Source organism: Martinezella tropici (assembly GCF_003287875.1).
Taxonomy (GTDB): domain Bacteria; phylum Pseudomonadota; class Alphaproteobacteria; order Rhizobiales; family Rhizobiaceae; genus Rhizobium; species Rhizobium tropici_C.
Genome location: NZ_QMKK01000061.1, coordinates 59,509 through 76,095, shown reverse-complemented (window position 1 = coordinate 76,095; position 16,587 = coordinate 59,509). Strand labels below are relative to the sequence as shown.

At 57.8% G+C, this 16,587-nt stretch carries 19 protein-coding genes; 7 read left to right on the top strand and 12 right to left on the bottom strand.

Annotated elements, in window-relative coordinates; all coding sequences use genetic code 11:
* Positions 1-27: 27 nt before the first annotated feature.
* Both DQ393_RS31310 and DQ393_RS31305 read right to left on the bottom strand, forming a co-directional pair.
* Positions 28-1,179, bottom strand: a complete 1,152-nt coding sequence (locus DQ393_RS31310; protein ID WP_112345570.1) for a polysaccharide pyruvyl transferase family protein — start codon at positions 1,177-1,179, stop codon at positions 28-30.
* A 194-nt stretch (positions 1,180-1,373) separates the two neighbouring features.
* Complete coding sequence (locus tag DQ393_RS31305) at positions 1,374-2,105, bottom strand: endonuclease/exonuclease/phosphatase family protein (RefSeq protein ID WP_112345569.1); 732 nt, start codon at positions 2,103-2,105, stop codon at positions 1,374-1,376.
* Between the two features lie 67 nt (positions 2,106-2,172).
* On the opposite strand from DQ393_RS31305, the gene DQ393_RS31300 reads away from it, so the two are divergent.
* On the top strand, positions 2,173-3,129 hold the full coding sequence (locus DQ393_RS31300) for a lysylphosphatidylglycerol synthase domain-containing protein (RefSeq protein ID WP_112345568.1): 957 nt from the start codon (positions 2,173-2,175) through the stop codon (positions 3,127-3,129).
* On the opposite strand, the gene DQ393_RS31295 is transcribed toward DQ393_RS31300, so the two are convergent.
* Both DQ393_RS31295 and DQ393_RS31290 read right to left on the bottom strand, forming a co-directional pair.
* Positions 3,082-4,500: a phospholipase D-like domain-containing protein gene (locus tag DQ393_RS31295; RefSeq protein ID WP_245430524.1), complete on the bottom strand. Its 1,419-nt coding sequence runs from the start codon at positions 4,498-4,500 to the stop codon at positions 3,082-3,084. The two genes, DQ393_RS31300 and DQ393_RS31295, sit on opposite strands and share 48 nt — an antisense overlap.
* Positions 4,501-4,693: 193 nt before the next feature.
* Positions 4,694-4,903, bottom strand: a complete 210-nt coding sequence (locus DQ393_RS31290) for a hypothetical protein (RefSeq protein ID WP_112345567.1) — start codon at positions 4,901-4,903, stop codon at positions 4,694-4,696.
* A 317-nt stretch (positions 4,904-5,220) separates the two neighbouring features.
* On the opposite strand from DQ393_RS31290, the gene DQ393_RS31285 reads away from it, so the two are divergent.
* Both DQ393_RS31285 and DQ393_RS31280 read left to right on the top strand, forming a co-directional pair.
* Entirely contained in the window at positions 5,221-5,748 is a 528-nt protein-coding gene (locus DQ393_RS31285; RefSeq protein ID WP_112345566.1) for a DUF4142 domain-containing protein, read from the top strand.
* Positions 5,749-5,861: 113 nt separating this feature from the next.
* A complete protein-coding gene (locus tag DQ393_RS31280) occupies positions 5,862-6,095 on the top strand; it encodes a hypothetical protein (RefSeq protein WP_112345565.1) in 234 nt (77 codons plus the stop codon).
* Positions 6,096-6,207: 112 nt separating this feature from the next.
* Here DQ393_RS31280 and DQ393_RS31275 read toward each other — a convergent pair whose 3' ends face one another.
* The gene (locus DQ393_RS31275; RefSeq protein WP_112345564.1) at positions 6,208-7,488 is read right to left on the bottom strand and encodes an NRAMP family divalent metal transporter; all 1,281 of its coding nucleotides are present in this window, start codon (positions 7,486-7,488) and stop codon (positions 6,208-6,210) included.
* 314 nt (positions 7,489-7,802) lie between these two features.
* Here DQ393_RS31275 and DQ393_RS31270 point away from each other — a divergent pair, with 314 nt between their 5' ends.
* The 4 genes from DQ393_RS31270 (at position 7,803) to DQ393_RS31255 (ending at position 10,755) form a co-directional block, all read left to right on the top strand.
* Complete coding sequence (locus DQ393_RS31270) at positions 7,803-8,006, top strand: hypothetical protein (RefSeq protein ID WP_112345563.1); 204 nt, start codon at positions 7,803-7,805, stop codon at positions 8,004-8,006.
* Between the two features lie 403 nt (positions 8,007-8,409).
* Positions 8,410-9,027 (top strand): NUDIX hydrolase, encoded by a 618-nt coding sequence (locus tag DQ393_RS31265; protein WP_112345562.1) that lies wholly within the window; start codon positions 8,410-8,412, stop codon positions 9,025-9,027.
* Between the two features lie 180 nt (positions 9,028-9,207).
* Complete coding sequence (locus tag DQ393_RS31260) at positions 9,208-9,720, top strand: ferritin-like domain-containing protein (RefSeq protein WP_112345900.1); 513 nt, start codon at positions 9,208-9,210, stop codon at positions 9,718-9,720.
* A 129-nt stretch (positions 9,721-9,849) separates the two neighbouring features.
* On the top strand, positions 9,850-10,755 hold the full coding sequence (locus DQ393_RS31255; protein ID WP_112345899.1) for a c-type cytochrome: 906 nt from the start codon (positions 9,850-9,852) through the stop codon (positions 10,753-10,755).
* A 6-nt stretch (positions 10,756-10,761) separates the two neighbouring features.
* On the opposite strand, the gene DQ393_RS31250 is transcribed toward DQ393_RS31255, so the two are convergent.
* Genes DQ393_RS31250 through DQ393_RS31220 form a run of 7 tightly spaced genes read right to left on the bottom strand, consistent with a single transcriptional unit; the run spans position 10,762 to position 16,421 of the window.
* Positions 10,762-11,181 carry a c-type cytochrome gene (locus tag DQ393_RS31250; RefSeq protein ID WP_112345561.1) on the bottom strand — a complete coding sequence of 140 codons (420 nt, stop codon included), beginning with the start codon at positions 11,179-11,181 and terminating at the stop codon, positions 10,762-10,764.
* Entirely contained in the window at positions 11,156-12,052 is an 897-nt protein-coding gene (locus tag DQ393_RS31245; protein ID WP_112345560.1) for a cytochrome c oxidase assembly protein, read from the bottom strand. The genes DQ393_RS31250 and DQ393_RS31245 overlap by 26 nt, the downstream gene beginning before the upstream one ends.
* A complete protein-coding gene (locus DQ393_RS31240; RefSeq protein ID WP_112345559.1) occupies positions 12,040-12,351 on the bottom strand; it encodes a hypothetical protein in 312 nt (103 codons plus the stop codon). The genes DQ393_RS31245 and DQ393_RS31240 overlap by 13 nt, the downstream gene beginning before the upstream one ends.
* Entirely contained in the window at positions 12,348-12,950 is a 603-nt protein-coding gene (locus DQ393_RS31235) for a cytochrome c oxidase subunit 3 (protein WP_112345558.1), read from the bottom strand. Before DQ393_RS31235 ends, DQ393_RS31240 begins: the two co-directional genes overlap by 4 nt.
* The gene (ctaD, locus tag DQ393_RS31230) at positions 12,947-14,860 is read right to left on the bottom strand and encodes a cytochrome c oxidase subunit I (protein ID WP_112345557.1); all 1,914 of its coding nucleotides are present in this window, start codon (positions 14,858-14,860) and stop codon (positions 12,947-12,949) included. The genes DQ393_RS31235 and ctaD overlap by 4 nt, the downstream gene beginning before the upstream one ends.
* Positions 14,857-15,855, bottom strand: a complete 999-nt coding sequence (gene coxB, locus DQ393_RS31225; RefSeq protein ID WP_112345556.1) for a cytochrome c oxidase subunit II — start codon at positions 15,853-15,855, stop codon at positions 14,857-14,859. The genes ctaD and coxB overlap by 4 nt, the downstream gene beginning before the upstream one ends.
* Positions 15,852-16,421, bottom strand: a complete 570-nt coding sequence (locus tag DQ393_RS31220) for a c-type cytochrome (protein ID WP_112345898.1) — start codon at positions 16,419-16,421, stop codon at positions 15,852-15,854. Before DQ393_RS31220 ends, coxB begins: the two co-directional genes overlap by 4 nt.
* Positions 16,422-16,587: the final 166 nt, after the last annotated feature.

Here is a 16,587-nt window from a genome sequence, read left to right as displayed (position 1 = left end):
CTCACGGGGCCGGAATTCCCCGGCTGGTCAGAATGCCTGCTCGACGACATGATTGAGAAAGGTGCTCGAGTTGTGACGAAGGATTTCGATCCGGCGGATGACATCCGGCGCTGGAGCTTCCATCAAGGCCACATTCAAATGGGAAGACGGGCTGGATTCGGATATGACGCTGTCCTCGATTCCCACCATGGCCGCCAGATCACTCAGCTTGTTCGACCGATAATCGGAGAGAACGCAGGCCAAGGGCTTGCCATTGACGAGAGAAAACACGCAGCCGTGAAAGAAGTTCGTCACCACGCCGCTGGCGCCTCCGATCAGACGGGCGAAATCGACAGGACCCGCGTCGATGCGGTGCTCATGAGCCCAACCGTTCCTGTATCCGATGCTGATCAAGCTGGTATTGTTTGCATCAGCCCAGTTGCGGACCATTTTCTGAAACCAAGCCGGAAAACTATGTCCGTAGACCGTCACATAAGGCGGGATCGATGCTTCCTTGCCGACGTCCAGGATCGCTTGCGGAAACTGAAGACACGGATCGAGCACCAACTCGGCTTCTATCCCCAAGGCTTCACCGATCAGGCGCTGCGAATTCATGTCACGAACCGATATGCGGGAAAAATCGCGCAGCCTATCAACCCAGTAGCCGTTCAGTTGCCCCGGCGAACTGAAATTGCCAAAGCTGGCGGCATAGGAGGAAAGGAGATGCTGCTGCAGACCTTCGCCGAAGAACAGGTTGCGGCCGCCATACCAGGGATGATGTAAATTCCAGACCTCGTCGCTGCCGACGATGACGAGCGGAATATCTTCAACGACGACAGGGCCTTCCAACGCGAACGGCGCAGAGAGCGGCAGCCGGGAAACCGCATCAAGGAATTTGCGGATCTTCTCTCGGTAAAGCGGGTAATCTTCCGCCGAAGTCGCAATTGGAAGCTCGGGCCGAAACGCGCAACGCCACTCGGCGAAATCGATGCGTTTTGATTTGTGGTTCAGCAGGACCGCGTCGACGTTCATCGACCGCAATCCCTCGACCAGACAGCGCGCCTGCCAATAGGATCCGTAGTTGATACAGCCATGGAATGTCAGCACACCCGCCTGGCGACCGCCACCGTCGGCGATAAAGCTATTTCCGGCGGTATTCAGTGCATGCACATGACCGGCGAAGCGGTTCTGATCCAGCATGTGATCTTCCGTTGTCCTGCTGACAGCTATGAAACCGGGGCCTTTCAAGCGCACGCCACCCGCAGTGCTGGCTTGCGCTCTTGTTGGCCTTCAAACCGTGCGAATGATCGAATGTTCCCCGCCGACACGGAGATGCCCGCCAGGTTTGCCGACGGCGTTCCGGCTCTGGGATACCTCGATCCTTCAGGCAATCGCTAACCTTCAAGGATCAGATCGGCGATAACAGGCAGATGATCGGATGCAACCGCAGTCAGCTTGTTGCGCAGAACGGCACTGCCGATGACCCGAATGTCATTGCTGACAAATATATGGTCGAGGCGCATCAGGGGGTATCTGGAGGGAAAGGTGGCATATGACGGCCGATTTCCCAAAAGCTGGACATCCTTCAGCAGCCGGCTGATCAGCCGATAAGTGGCGGATGCGGGAATAGCGTTTAGATCGCCGCACAGGATCGTCGCTTTGGGATTCACGGAAGCATGCAGCCATGCGGGGCCAATCAACGCTGTCATTTGCTGGATACGATCTCGCCCACGAAGACCGAGATGCGTATTGACGACATTCAATGTGACATCGCCGATCGCGATCTCGACCGCAAGCGCGCCGCGTGGCTCGCCTCTTGAGGGCAACGGACCGGCCTTGACCGCTTTTGTCGGCCAACTGGTTATGATTGCATCTCCATATTGCTCCTCGGCGAATGTCAGGGTTGGATTGAAATGAGCCTCCATCTTCAAAAGCGATGCGATCATACTTGCCTGATCGGTGTGCCCTGTCCGCAAACGGCGAACATCGATTTCCTGTAGCGCCACGATATCGGCCTCTGCTTGAGCAATCACCGATGCGATACGTGCCGGGTCGACCCTGCGATCGGTGCCGATGCAGCTGTGCACGTTATAGGTGAGTATTCTGATTCGTTTCTGAGAGGCCATATGTTGGGAACACTGAAGTCATCAAGTCGTTCCGCTCGAATAACCGGTGCGAACGAAGGCGGATCCGATGACCCTGAAAGGCGCGATATGGAATGCGGCGATCTTCGGCGCGCTTTGCCTGGCGCTCTTTCTTCTCTATCGGATTCTTTCGCACTATAGTCTTGAAGAGATCGGCGCGTCGCTTCACCAACTTCCCTTCCCGCATCTTGCGGCTGCCTTCCTCTGTGCCGTGGCTTCCTACATCTGTCTGACCGGTTTCGATTATCTGGCAATTCTTTCGCTCGGAAAGTCCTTGCCATACCCCAAAATCGCACTGGCATCATTCATCAGTCTGTCGATGGGTCACAGTATCGGTTTTGCAGGGCTCAGCAGCGGTGCGTTTCGTTACCGCTACTACGCCCGCTGGGGTTTGAGCATGGAGGATGTCGCGAAAATCATTCTATTTTCCGGCGTGACGGTCGCTCTCGGCTTGATAACCATCGGCGGTATCGCCTTGCTTGTCGATTCGGAGGATATCGTTGCGCTTTCGCGGGCAGACACGACAACTTTGCGGATATTGGGTGGTGCTCTTCTTTGCATTCCCGCGAGCTATGGTATTCTGGCCAGATACTTGCGAGGAAGATTGACCCTCTGGAATTGGTCATTTGCCTTGCCTCGAGCCGGAATAGCCTTGGCGCAAATTGCAATCGGCACGGCCAATTTCGCCTTCGTCTCGGCATGCCTTTATGCATTGTTTTCGGCTTATGCAGACCTCTCCTATTTCCGTACCATCGCCGCGTTCGTGCTTGCCAACACTCTCGTCCTGACCACGCATGTCCCCGGGGGCCTCGGTGTCCTCGAGGCGGTGCTGGCATATGCTGTTCCGAACGCCGCGTCGATCGGCGCGTTGATTGTGTTTCGGCTGATTTACTATCTCATTCCGCTTCTGGTCGGCGCAATCGCGATGCTGACCACCGAACTGGTCTTCAGACGGCATTCAGCCAAATCGCAACATGCGACGCAACCGGCCAGCAAGACGATGTAGTCGTGGCGGCCGCGAAGGCGGTACGGGGTCGAATAAGGCCGTGCCCACAACGGGCGTCATTTTCCGGCTTTTCGAGTGAAGCGGTTTCAAGCCCCTTGCGCCGAGATCGAGCGTCGCGATCGCGTGGATCAGCGAGCGGCCTTGTTCAAGGATCTGATCGAGCGCCTCGGCAGAACAGCCGAGGAATTCCGAAAGAAGGCTATGACGCAGATTGCGGATGACCATCCTATGTTCCGCACTTTGCGCCTCAAACAGAATATCGCATTCCGTATCCAGGTTCTCCGAGCGGTGATTGAGATTCGACGAGCCAATTCGCACCAGGTTGTCGTCCGCGATCAGCAGCTTTGAATGAATGAACAGCGATTTCTGTCGTTTCCCGTCTGGAATGACCGGATAGAAAATGCGCAAACGATCGAACTCGTCTGCTTGTTTGAGTTTGGTAATGATCCTGTCCCTATTCGCGTCCATGATCATCTTTTCGATGAGACCATGCGAACCGTGCGCACATATGATCACGATCTCGGGCCCTTCCTTCTCCTTCAAACGCGCGGCCAATGCGTCAGCGACGTTGAAGGACGCCAGATATTGCGTTTCGACGTAAAGGTGGCGCTTTGCTGCCGCGATCACCCGTTTGGTTAAGGCTACTCCCGGATTGTCATCCGCCTGCGCTCCTTTCATCGGCCCCGAGACAGCGAGTTCGAACGGTATACCGGAAAGAGAAAGGGAGCCGTCATAGCGAAATCCAAGATCGTCAACACCTGCCAGGTGTCCATGCTGCTCGCCTGTTGCCGCTGCCCATCGCTGTCTGGCGATCCAGGAGACAGCTCTTGCCGCCTGCCCGCTTACCATCACCTGCAGGTCATGCACCGGTTCGTAGGGCAAGCCCTCCGAATCCCGTCTGCGCTGATCCCTGATCCCATGGCCGCGTGTATCCCATCGGCGCGATGCCAGATCGATGCCGCCGAGGAATGCGACATTGTCATCGATGCAAACAAGCTTTTGATGATGACAGCCGAGCAAGACAGGCTGAAACGCGAAGCGGAGTTGGATACGATTGCTCTTCGGGAAAGTTTTTCCAAAGAATGCCTTCAGCGATTTATCCGAATAGATTGGCCCGAGCGCCCAAACCAGAATACGGATCTCCAAATCCGGATTGGATTGGACGGCGCGTTCCAGGACATCTCCCAAGATCGTTCCCGGATCTTCCGGTTCCAGCAATATTTCCGGGTTGAAATTCCAGCCAACAATCCAGATCTGTTGTCTGGCCTCCTTCAGTGCGTTGGCCAGGCATGAAAAATATTTCTTGCCGTTGATGAGAAAACTCGCCCTATCTGCGATGCCTGTCAGCGCTGGCTTGGTCATTTCCTGCATGGTGGCGGGGCTGCAATCGTTGCGAATGATTCAAGGCAATAACCGGTTTCTGCGTAGATGGTTCATTGTCGCTTGATAGGCAGCACCGGCCGGTCATCATCTCCGGATCCCTGCGGAAGCGCCGTCCGGCGGAATTTACCGAAATCTCGATGCTGCATATGACGGGTTCGTTTTGTTCGTTCGCCTGCCGGCGTCAGCGGCGATTACTGACATGATCGCGATATTGTTCCGTCTGGATGTTCCGGCTGTCGAGGCCCCTTTGCCTTGAATGCTGCGCCTTGTCGCGATTGGACAGAACGGCATTTTCTCCAATCCGGCCCTCATCGAGAGTCGTAGCGGCGCCGGACGCATCGCCTTTGCCTTTCGAGCCACGGGAGAACTGCTTTTTTCCTGCGTGAGCCATTGTGTACCTCCTTCAAATGCCGAGCGGGTTGCAATCGGATATGCAGCCAAAGCTGCTTCGGAACTATCGAACATCCAGTCCCATCGATTGTTCCCCCGGGAGCAGCGGAACTGGCGCCGATCTGTCAGGCATTTATTTATTCCAATCTAGGAACATTCCACATCTGCCGTAGTTGCGTTCTGGCTAGTTCGAAGGAACCGGTCAGGCGGTGAAAAGCTCCTGTCGAAATGGCCAGCCGCGCACCTCAAGCGGTCAGTCAAGCAAATCAGATGGATCATCCTCGGAGCCACCGAGACCAGTGTAGGAAGGAGAGCCTTATGAAACTCACGATTGTCACCATTGCATTGGCACTGACGGCAGCGCCGGCATACTCCCAATCAGCAGCGGAGAAGACAGGTGTCAACTCTCTGGTAGGCGCAGCGCCGAATACGCAGGACTTCGTCAATGAAGCCGCAACGAGCGACATGTTCGAAATCGAATCAAGCAAGCTCGCACTGCAGCGCGGCAATGATCAAACGAAGAAATTCGCACAGCAGATGATCGATGATCACACAAAGACGACGGATCAGCTTAAAGATCTCGTCAACAGCGGAAAGGTCCAGGCGACGATTCCGACGGAGATGACCTCAAGTCAGAAGAAGATGCTGGTGCGGCTGCAGAAAATGCAGGGAAATGACTTCACCAAGCGCTACGATGCGGATCAGCGTTCTGCTCATGCGAATGCAGTGGATCTTTTCAAAAGATATGGAAACGGTGGCGAAAACGCGGACCTGAAAACCTGGGCTTCCAATACGAGGCCGAAGCTCGAGCAGCATCTGCAAATGGCCAAACAGCTCGCAAAGTAGATGAGCGACGGCGAGTGAAGACGGGCCACGCCTCATCCGGCTCGGACGTGGCTGCAACCCCGGTTTTCCCAAGCTCCTTGGGAAAGCAGGCGAAGTGATTAGGAGTTTCGATAATGAACGTGATCCAGCTTCCGCTGGTCCGCCGGAGCGATCGCGATCCCGAACCGGCGTTTTGCACAAGTGATCATCGCGGTCGTGCCATGTTTCGCTTCCTGGCGGATTACAGAATTGACGGCCGGACGTTTGGCATCAGTTTTTGGGCCTATGACCTGGCAGATGCCGAACGCCGCGTTGCGTCGATGCGGGCCAATCTCAGCCTCCAAGGTCAGATCTTCTGCCGCGTGTGAAAAAGCCCAAATGTTTTCCGATACGGATGGCTTACATCCATCGATCGCCGCATACCTTGAAACTGACCGAAGACGGGCCTGGCCACTCAGCCCCATCTAGATAAGCCCCTATCTAGACAAACCATGTCACCACCAGCCCGGCGCTAGCCGAGAATATGGCCAAAACCGTCAGCCAGCCGGCGATGTTCATAAGGCGCGAATTCACATGCTCGCCCATGATTGCCTCATTATTCGTGATGAACATGAGCAACAACAAAAGGGGAGGAGTGGAGAACCCTTGGACGACGCCGGACCATACAAGAGCTTTCATCGGATTTAGGCCAAAGAAGTTCATGGCGACGGCAACCACGGTCACGGCTGCTATGATAAGATAAAAACCCGGCGCCTCGCGGGCGGTGGCGTTCAGACTGCCCTTGATGCCGATGGACTGGGCAAGGTCATAGGCCGCTCCCGTCGTCATGACCGGAACCGCTAGAAATCCAACCGATACCACTCCTGCCGCAAACAGGTATCCAGCCGCCTCTCCGGCGATCGGCTTCAGCGCTTCGGCTGCCTGAGCCGCGGTTTCGATATTGGTCTGCCCCTGAACGTGCAGCGTTGAACCGGTCGCCAGGATGATGAAATACATCACGACATTGGAAAATGTCATGCCGACAAAGATTTCCCTGCGCGAGCGGGCCAATTTCGAGCCGCTGACACCCTGTCTGGCGCGCAGGGTCGTCTTTCCTGCAGCGATTTTCTCTTCGACCTCCTCGTTGGACTGCCAAGTGTAGAGATAGGCCGATAACGTCGTCCCGATGATCGCCACGATGATCGAAAGAAACTCCTCGTTGAATTCGACGGATGGAACGAGCGTGCCCTTGAGGACCTCCGTCCAATCCGGCTTCGAGAGCACGGCCGCGCCTGCATAGGCCAGTAGGCTGAGTGCAAGCCAGCGGAAAATGCGACGAATCAGGGTATAGGATCCAACGACCTGGAGACAGAGCATGATGGCCGCTGTCACAGTGACGATCAAGGGAACGGAAAACGGCACGAAAAGACCGACGGCAGCGGCCATGCCGCCTAAATCAGCGGCGGCCTCGATCGTATTACCCGAGACAACCCCGACCAATGCTATGTAAAGAAGCCACCGCGGATAATTGTCATGGACGACTTGAAACAATCCACGTCCCGTCACTTGTCCGAGCTTCGACGAGAGATAGACAACCGTGAACATCATCGGCAGCGTGACGGGGGCGGTCCAAAGCATCCCGACGCCGAAGCGGGCACCGGCACTGGCATAGGTACCAATTGCCGAGGGATCGTCGTCAGCCGCGCCCGAGATGAGGCCGCGGCCGAGCAGGCTAAATCCTTCGAAATGATGCCGGGTAACGGCCGTCTCGCCGTGCTTCATTGCGAGACCATCCGGGCACGGTCAGTTGCAGCCAACAGGCACATAAGAATGATCAGGCTGCCATGAAACGATCGCATCAACGGATACCTTTTTCCGCCTAAGCTTCGAGATCGACGGAAGTTCCATGTGGATCGGCAATAACTTGCCGTCCCCAACAACTTGTCATCGCTGGGGCGGCCGGAAAGCGCCGCTCTCGAGCAGCCGGTTGTTTGCGGGGCAAATTTCAGGTTCCGGTATCGGGAATAATCCGTAACTATTTGCGGAACTTCGCGGTCCGTTCTCGGTAAGGTTCTTTTAAAAAGAAAGGATCCGTCATGGCAGACAGCGAAGCAAAATCCGGCGGACGGAACTCTCTCTCCGGGAAGAACGCATCTCGCAATCCTGCTCCGGTCCGCCAATCGAGCGAGCAGGAAGGCATGGCCCCGAACGTGTTTGAAAAAGAGCGGGTTACGCCGATAGGCAAACCAGGCGTAAGGGTCTCCGCAGACAATCGGATCAAATCACGCTCGAAGGAATAGGTTGGTTCCTCCGTTCATGCAGCGCCCCTGCCAGCTTGCCAGGGGTGAATGTCAGTGCATATTTCCTCTTTCGTCGAACAGCAGGATCTCTTGGAGCCAGCAACATCCGCCGCCACGACGATCGTGCATTGAGATGATCGTGTATCGATTGGAAGCATTGTCTCGCCGATGTTGTAAAGCAGCGATCGGTGCCCGGCTTCGCATTCTGGTCATCCGATCGTTAAGAAACCTCGGCTTGATCCACATACGCGGAAGGAGGTTTTCCCGCTCGTCCGCGGCACCTTTATCGCGGCGGCGCGTTGAGAAGGGCACCCAGCGCATCGCCGGAGATTGCCGCTAGAGCTCCGAGGCTCGAGATCACCCCATTCTCCTGGCCGAGTGCCGCTTAACAAAGGGATCGACAATGGAATTGAAGCCGTGGACAATTCAATCATCGCGCCAAGTTCTGAAGGATCGCTGGATCGATGTGAGGGCCGATGATTGCGTAACCAGCGAAGGTCACTCGATTTCTCCCTATTACGTTCTTTCATATCCTGACTGGGTCCACGTCGTTGCAATCGGTGACGACAGCTCGGTCCTGTTGCTGGAACAGTACCGCCATGGGCTCGGTATCGTATCGCTCGAAGTGCCCGGTGGCGGAATTGACGCAGGCGAAACGCCTTTGGAAGCCGGAAAGCGTGAACTTCTTGAAGAAACCGGCTTCGAGGCTCGCCATTGGCAATATTGTGGGCGCCTTGCACCCAATCCAGCCATGCAAACCAACTATAGCCACATCGTTCTAGCGACCGGGCTGATGGAGAGCCAAGCGCCGATGAACGATCCTTCAGAACGTGTCGTACTGCGTCAGCTGCCTTTAACCGAAGCGGTAAACAAAGCCATCACAGGTGGAATCTGCCAAGCCATTCATACCTCTGCCCTGCTGCTGGCACTTGCGCACGGAAACCTCGTGAAGATCACTGCTGAGACGCATTTCAACGACATCCACGCTCGTCGAGCACGACTAAGCAACCAGGGTTCTTGAGGATGTCCCGGCTCCCATGCCGTCCGTATCCCCTGCGGCGATCCAATACCCGGTAATCCGCTGAGGCCAAGATGCTGCCACACGCATGCCCGCATACCTGCCAATCTTCCAGCGGCCAGCCTTCCGCAGGAACAACGCCGGCATGTCTGTGTTCGGAGTTTCCAGTCAATGGAGGACATCATGGCAGACAACGAAATCCGCGACGCTTTTATCGTCGGCCTCAGAAATGCCCATGCGATGGAAAATCAGGCGCTCAGTATCATGAAGCCGCAGCTGTCGCGCATCGAGAACTATCCTGAAATCGCCGCGAAACTCGAGCAGCATATTCGAGAGACCGAGGGCCAGATCATACGCCTTGAGGACGTACTCGAGGGGCTGGATGAAGACCATTCGACACTCAAGGACATGGCGTTGTCGTTTACCGGCGCGATGACAGCCATGGGTCACACGTTGGCCGGCGACGAGATCCTGAAGAATTCCTTCGCCAATTTCGCTTTCGAAAACTTCGAAATCGCCGCATACAAGTCCTTGTTGACTGTCGCCGATGCCGGCGGTTTTACCGCCGGCAAAACAGCCCTTCAGTCCAATCTCGAAGAAGAAGAGGCCATGGCAAACTGGCTTAATGTCAACCTGGCGGCTGTCACCCAGAAGTTCCTGCTCCTGCGGGAAGGTGGAGCAACCGCGAAGATCTGATGTACATAGTCCATGCGAGTGTCTGCCGATAATCTGGGGTCCGCCGCCCGCAAAGCGGAACGGATGGCTCGATCATCAGTTCTATGAGAGCGCCATCATTCACGCTCCATGGGATCGGTCGATAGAACCATGCGCATTCTGATTTGGCTGTGCCTGGCGGCCATGCTGGCCGCCGTTCTGATCTGGTTCGTGACGGAACCCGCCATGCCTTTTGCGCCCGATGATCCGCGCCTTCAGGGCAATGGCGACCCAGCTCGGGGCGAGCTCATTTTCGCCGCCGGCGACTGCGCATCCTGCCATGCCACCCCAGGCCAGAAGGATCGTCTGAGATTGGGTGGCGGCCTCGCGCTCGCATCACCCTTCGGAATATTTCGGGCACCCAATATATCGTCCGATCCCGTCGATGGCATAGGAAGCTGGAGCACGGTGGACCTTGCCAATGCGTTGATCGGCGGGGTTTCACCGCGACATCAGCATTATTATCCGGTATTTCCCTATCCAAGCTTAACGGGCATGCGTGTCGAGGACATCAGGGATCTAAGGGCCTATATGAGGACACTGGCTCCAGTCTCCGGTCGCCCGCCCGCGCATGATCTGTTTTTCGTGTTCCGCATGCGCCGGCTGTTGGGCTTTTGGAAATTGCTGTTCTTTCGCGAAGGGCAGATGCAAGGACCCGTCAGCACCGATCCTGTCCTCGCTCGTGGACGCTATCTGGTCGAGTCCCTGGGCCACTGTGCGGAATGCCATTCTTCCCGCAATAGATTGGGTGCCATAAGGCCCGAAACGCGATTTGCCGGCGGCATCGATCCTGAGGGCACAGGCTTCGTTCCCAACATCACGCCGAGCCGGATCGGAAATTGGTCCGAAGCCGACATCGCGGAAATGCTGAAGAGCGGCAACACGCCCAACCATGGCCGCGTCGGCTCGTCCATGGCCGAGGTCGTCACCAACATGGCGATGCTGCCGCAGAGCAATCGCGATGCCATCGCGCGCTACATCAAGAGCCTGCCTCCTCGACCGACGCCGCATCCTTAAACGGGATTAATGAGTGTAGAGATAGGCGGCGAGATCGCGGGCCTCGGCTTGCGAGATCCCTGTTTTCGGCATCGCCGAGTTGGGCGAGAAATCCTGCGGCGACACGATCCAATGAACGAGATTATCGCCCGTATTGTTGACGACGCCGGCGATATAGACCCGTTTTTGAAGGCCAGACAATGCGCCGCCAACCTGGCCATCCGCACCGGCGATCCCTGGGATTTGATGGCATCCGGTGCAGCCGTACCGACGAAAGATCGGTGGTGCTCGGGAGGGATCGCCGCCTCCGGTCAGCACGCGCGCGACCTGCAATCGCTGCTGCGAAGTCTTTGCCCAGTTTACGCCGATCACAGTGCAAAGTACTGCAATGGCTGCCGCACACAGCCAGATACCGCAGTATCTATAATGGGCGGATGTGCTGAACATGGTCCGCTCCCCTACCGGCATTTGCTATCCATAGCGCTGCCATTGCGAGCGCCGCGCCGGCGTAAATCGTCCCGGCTGGAATCCACATGACCATCCCGGCGAGCTGCTGATCCTCGAGCGGCGTAAGGCCCCATGTTTCCGCAGTATGCGTCTGCGCGACATAAAGGACGCGTGGCGCCAGCGCCATCAGCGCACCGAGCGCTCCTGTGTGCAGCATGGTCAGGAACAGATGCCACGCCGCGACGCCGCGATTGCTGCGCCAGAAGATCGACCACCAGAACAGGATAGCGGTGGCGAAGAAGCTCAGATGCTGGAGACGATGCAGCGTGACATCGGCGACGGCGGCATCGAACAGGATCGGCGCATGCCAGGCCCATATGGCGACGGCATGCAACAGGGTGGCATTGGTTCCTCCGCTCAGCCAGTGCCAGGCGATGCGCACGGAGCGCCGTCTCATCGCCCTTCCCGTCCAGCGCCTCAGCCGATCCGGCAGCCCCCATAGGAACGTGCCGGCCGGCCGCGCAATGACAATCATCGGAGCGGAGATCGCCATGATGATTTCGTGCTCGATCATGTGAAACGTAAAGAGCTGCTCTCCGAGCCAGTGCAACGGAGACAGCAGCGCACCGGCAAGCGTCAGCCAGCCGGCCCAATAACAAAGAGCGCGCTTCGCCACGACAGATCGGCTCATTCGAACGCGTCGCCTCAGCCTCCAGCAACCTCGGCCGTAAAGAAAAGCCGCGACCGCTAACGGTGTTACGATCCAGGGGTCGATCGTCCAGACAGAATGAAGGAGATGCGCCTCCGCGCCATGCGCGGCAGCCTCCCGCCCCGTCATCAGCAGGATCATGAGGGCGGCTAATGTTCGCATGCGTTCAAGAGCCACGTGGCTCCTCCCTGCAGGAAAAGCGCGAAGGCGAAGGCGAGCCCGACGAGGACACTGAGATGGCGGAGAAACAGCCCCGTTCGCGCCTCCTCCGGGGTCGAACCGGCCTGCGGGATCGCCGCGCTCGCCAACGCAAGCAGAATTGCGACGGAAGATGTCAGGATGGACCAATGCGTATGCCGGCTGCAATCGACATAGGGGAGAACCTGACCAAGCTGGGTATTGCCGGCCCAAATAAGGGGCGCGAGGATCAATCCGCCATATTTTGCGGCCATGGTCATCATAGGCGTGGTACCCAGTAAATGCATGCGTACAAGGGAATCCACGCCACCACGACAAAGTTCCAGTACATTGCATTATCTTCGACATCGCCGAAGCGGCGCGGATTATCGGCATGCTTCGAAAACATCAGGCAGGTCAGTACCAGCGTATCGATGAGATCCGTGACGATGTGGGTCGTATGAAGCCCCAACATGGTCCAGATGATCGAGCCATAGGCATTGTCGTCCCAGCGTATGTTGAGGACAGCGAATTCGAAACCGCGCAGGATCAGCGGCACCGCCCCGAGCACCGACATGACGATAAGCCCGATCCGCACCTTGCGCAGATCTCTTTGCCGCGCCCAGCGGGACAAAAGAATATTCGGCACGAGGCTTGCCAGCAATATCGCGGTCAGGGTCGTTCCAGGAACGAGGCCGGGCGCCGGCGCGTCGATCGGCCAGTGCGGGGCGAGGCTCATCAGGTAGAAATAGACTGCGATCGCCAACGCGAAGCCGGAACCTTCGATAAGCATGAAGGCGCAGGTTCCCCACCAGGTCGGGCTTGCTCTCCCCATGCCATGAGGCGGCAGCCTTGAAACATCGAGGACGACACGCTCCTTCATGATTCATCCTCCGGCGTCTGCTTCGGCCAGAACCAGCCAGTCAACGTGATCCCGATCGGAATTGACCCCCAAATGACCGCCCAAGGCGAGAAGATCGACCAGATCAGCATCACCGTGGTGGCAAGAGCGGCCAGGAGCGGCCAGATCGAATTTCGTGGCGAGGACTCGCTTGCTTCGGGTTGCGCCTCGACGACACTGCTGACGATCAATTCGCGCCGGTCGGTGCGCAGCCCGCCGGCAACCGCGAGTTCATCGGGCTGCGACCACAGCGGATCACGAGCGGCGACCACCGGAATACGACGGAAATTGAAGCACGGCGGCGGTGACGATGTCGCCCATTCGAGCGTCGATGCATCCCATGGATTCTCGCCGGCGATCTGCCCGGATCGAGCGCTGCGAATGACATCGATGAAGAAGACGAGGAATCCCAGCGAAAGGATGACGGCGCTCAGGCTGACGAACATGTTCAAACCGGCCCAGGGCATTTCCGGCTGATAGGTATATATGCGCCGCGGCATGCCCTCGAGACCCAGGATATGCATCGGAAAGAAAGTCAGATTGAAGCCAGTAAAGATCAGCCCGAACGCCCAGCGGCCGAGCGTCTCGCTCATCATCCGTCCAGTCACCTTGGGAAACCAGTAATAGATGGCGCCGAGCAATGGGAAGACGGCGCCGCCGACCAGGACGTAATGGAAATGTGCGACGACGAAATAGGTGTCATGTACCTGGGTGTCGAACGGCACAGAGGCGACCATCACCCCGGTCAGCCCACCGATGACAAAAGTCACGATGAAGCCGAGAACGAACAGCATCGGCGTCTTGAGCACTGGTTGCCCGCCCCATAGCGTCGCCAGCCAGCAGAATATCTGGACGCCGGCCGGAATGGCGATCGCCATGCTGGAGGCGGTAAAGAAGCTCTCGCCTAGCTTCGGCAGGCCGACAACGAACATATGATGCACCCAAAGACCGAAAGCCAGGATTCCGGTCGCGATCAGGGCCATGACAAGCGGGAGATAGCCGAATACGGGGCGGCGCGAGAAGGTCGCTGTTATCGTCGACACCATGCCGACAGCCGGCAGGAAGATGATATAGACCTCGGGATGGCCGAAGAACCAGAACAGGTGCTGCCATAGCAGCGCATCGCCGCCCTCCGCGGGATTGTAGAAATGCGTCCCGACCAGACGATCGAGGATCAGCGTCGAGCTGGCGAGCATGATTGCCGGCATGGCCATGATGACGAGGAAGGCCGTGACGAGCATCGACCAGACGAACAGCGGAATGCGGTCGAGCGACATGCCCGGCGCACGCTGCTTGAAGACGGTGACGACGATTTCGACCGCAACGGCCAAGGCGGCAACTTCCGTGAAAGTGATCATCTGCGCCCAGAGGTCGGCGCGCTTGCCCGCACCATATTGCGGTCCTGACAAGGGCACATAGGCAAACCATCCGACATCGGGCCCGGTATCGAGCGCAAACGAGATCCATAACAGCAGACCGCCGGCCAGATAGATCCAATAGGAAAAGGCATTCAAGCGCGGGAAGGCGATATTGCGGGTGCCGACCATCAGCGGCACGAGATAGACTGCCATGGCTTCCATGACCGGCACGGCAAACAGGAACATCATGTTTGAGCCATGCATGGTGAAAATCTGATTGTAGCGGTCCGGACCGATGAAGCGGGCCTCCGGCTGCGCCAATTGCAGCCGCATCGCGAGCGCGAGCAACCCGCCCAAGGCAAGAAAGACGAATGCGGTAACGATGTAACGGCGGCCGATGATCTTGTGGTCGACTGTCGTCAGAGCGCCCCAGACACCGGCGGGCGTCATCCAGGTCTGCGCGAGCCGCCGTTCTAACTCGCCGTCATCGAACATCAGATCTGTCGGTTGCGTTGGTTTGCCGTCCTTCGTCATTTGAGGCTTTCCATATAGGCGGAAAGCTGCCGCAGCTCATCACCGGAGAGCGGAACCATCGGCATGTTGTTTCCCGGTTTCAATGTCTGCGGATCGGCGATCCAGGCGGCAAGTGAACCGCGGGTATTATCGAGCAACCCTGCCGCGATCGTCTGGCGACTCCCGACATGGGTCAGGTCCGGCCCCGTCGATCCCGATGCCTCGGTTCCGCGTATGGTATGGCAGGCCGCACAGGGCTTGCGCATGAAGAGAGCCTTGCCGGCAGTCGCCTCCGGATCGGCAGACGATACGCTACTCGCCCTCTGTGCGGCGGCCCAGCGCTGATAGTCAGCCATATCCTCGGCAATGACGAACAGCGCCATATGGCTGTGCTGAAGCCCGCAGAATTCCGCGCATTGACCGCGATAAACACCTGGCCGCTCCGCTCGTATGGTTATGACGTTCTGCCGGCCGGGAATGAGGTCGCGTTTACCGGCGAGGCTCGGTACCCAGAAGGAATGAATGACATCCAAGCTTTCGAGCTCGATGCGAATATCGACGCCAACCGGGATATGCATCTCATTGGCCGTCTGAAAGGACTTGGCCGGATCGGCATCATCGTAGATGAATTGCCACCACCATTGCTGCCCGCGAACCTTGATCGCGAGACCGGCATCCGCGGACATTCCGAGGCCGCGCGTTGCATAGAAGCTCGCAATCGTCAAACCGGCGATGACGACAACGGTCGCTGCAACAGCCGCCGTTACCAGCTTGCCCATCCGCCGCTCACTTTCGGAGCTTGGACTTTCCCTCGGCGTCCTGGCGTGCAGCAATGCGAGGACCAGCGCGAACATGACCAGTGCCCACACGGCGCAGCAGACGACCACGATCCCGATGATGAGATGCTTGAGCTGAACGGCCGCGGCTCCCTCAGCGTTCAGCGCCGACTGAGCGCCGTTGCATCCTGCAATCAGGATGGCCGAAAGGAACAGGAAAACGGCAGCGCCCGCTTTCAAGGCGATGGCCCCTGCGTTGCGTTCGGTGCGGCAGGGCCTTCATCGAACAGGATTGCCGCCGGCGCGCGGTTTTCTGCCGGGCGCGTCTGCTTGTCGTCATTGCGGCTCGGCGCGGTGGTCTTTGCCTTATATGCGCCAATCGTCTGGACGTAGCCTGCGAGCTGCCAGATCTCGTCGATCGTCATCTTGTCGCGAAAGGCCGGCATTCCATGCGGGCGGCCGTCGCGGATGGAGGCTGCGATCGACACCATCTCCGGACCATAGAGCCACCAGCCATCCAGGAAAGACGGGCCGGTCCCGCCACGCCCGTCACCATGGCATGCTCCGCAACCGAACCAGGAATAGAGCCGTTTGCCCTGGCTGAGATCGTAAGCGGTGGTCTCGTAGGGTTTGCCGAGCGCGAAGTAGATTTCCGGGGGAGCGCCGCTGATCCCGTTCGGCATCAGGCGCAGTTCATCCAAAGCGGCCCCTACCGAAGGATCCGTTCGATATTGCCGTCCTTCTCGCGCATTGCCGATGACGGCGGCTGCCCCGAGGCTTACCAGAAAGGCGCCGATCCAGAACATGCGATCCAGGAATTCTCTGCTGACCTCCCATGTCATGTTTGATGTCTCAACCTTCTGCGGGCATCAGCCGGCGGGTGACATGCATGCATTTGTCATTCGCCAGCCTTCTCGAGCTCCATCCACTCGCTTCGATCTTGCCGGATCCATTGCCTGGCCGGTTTTTCCC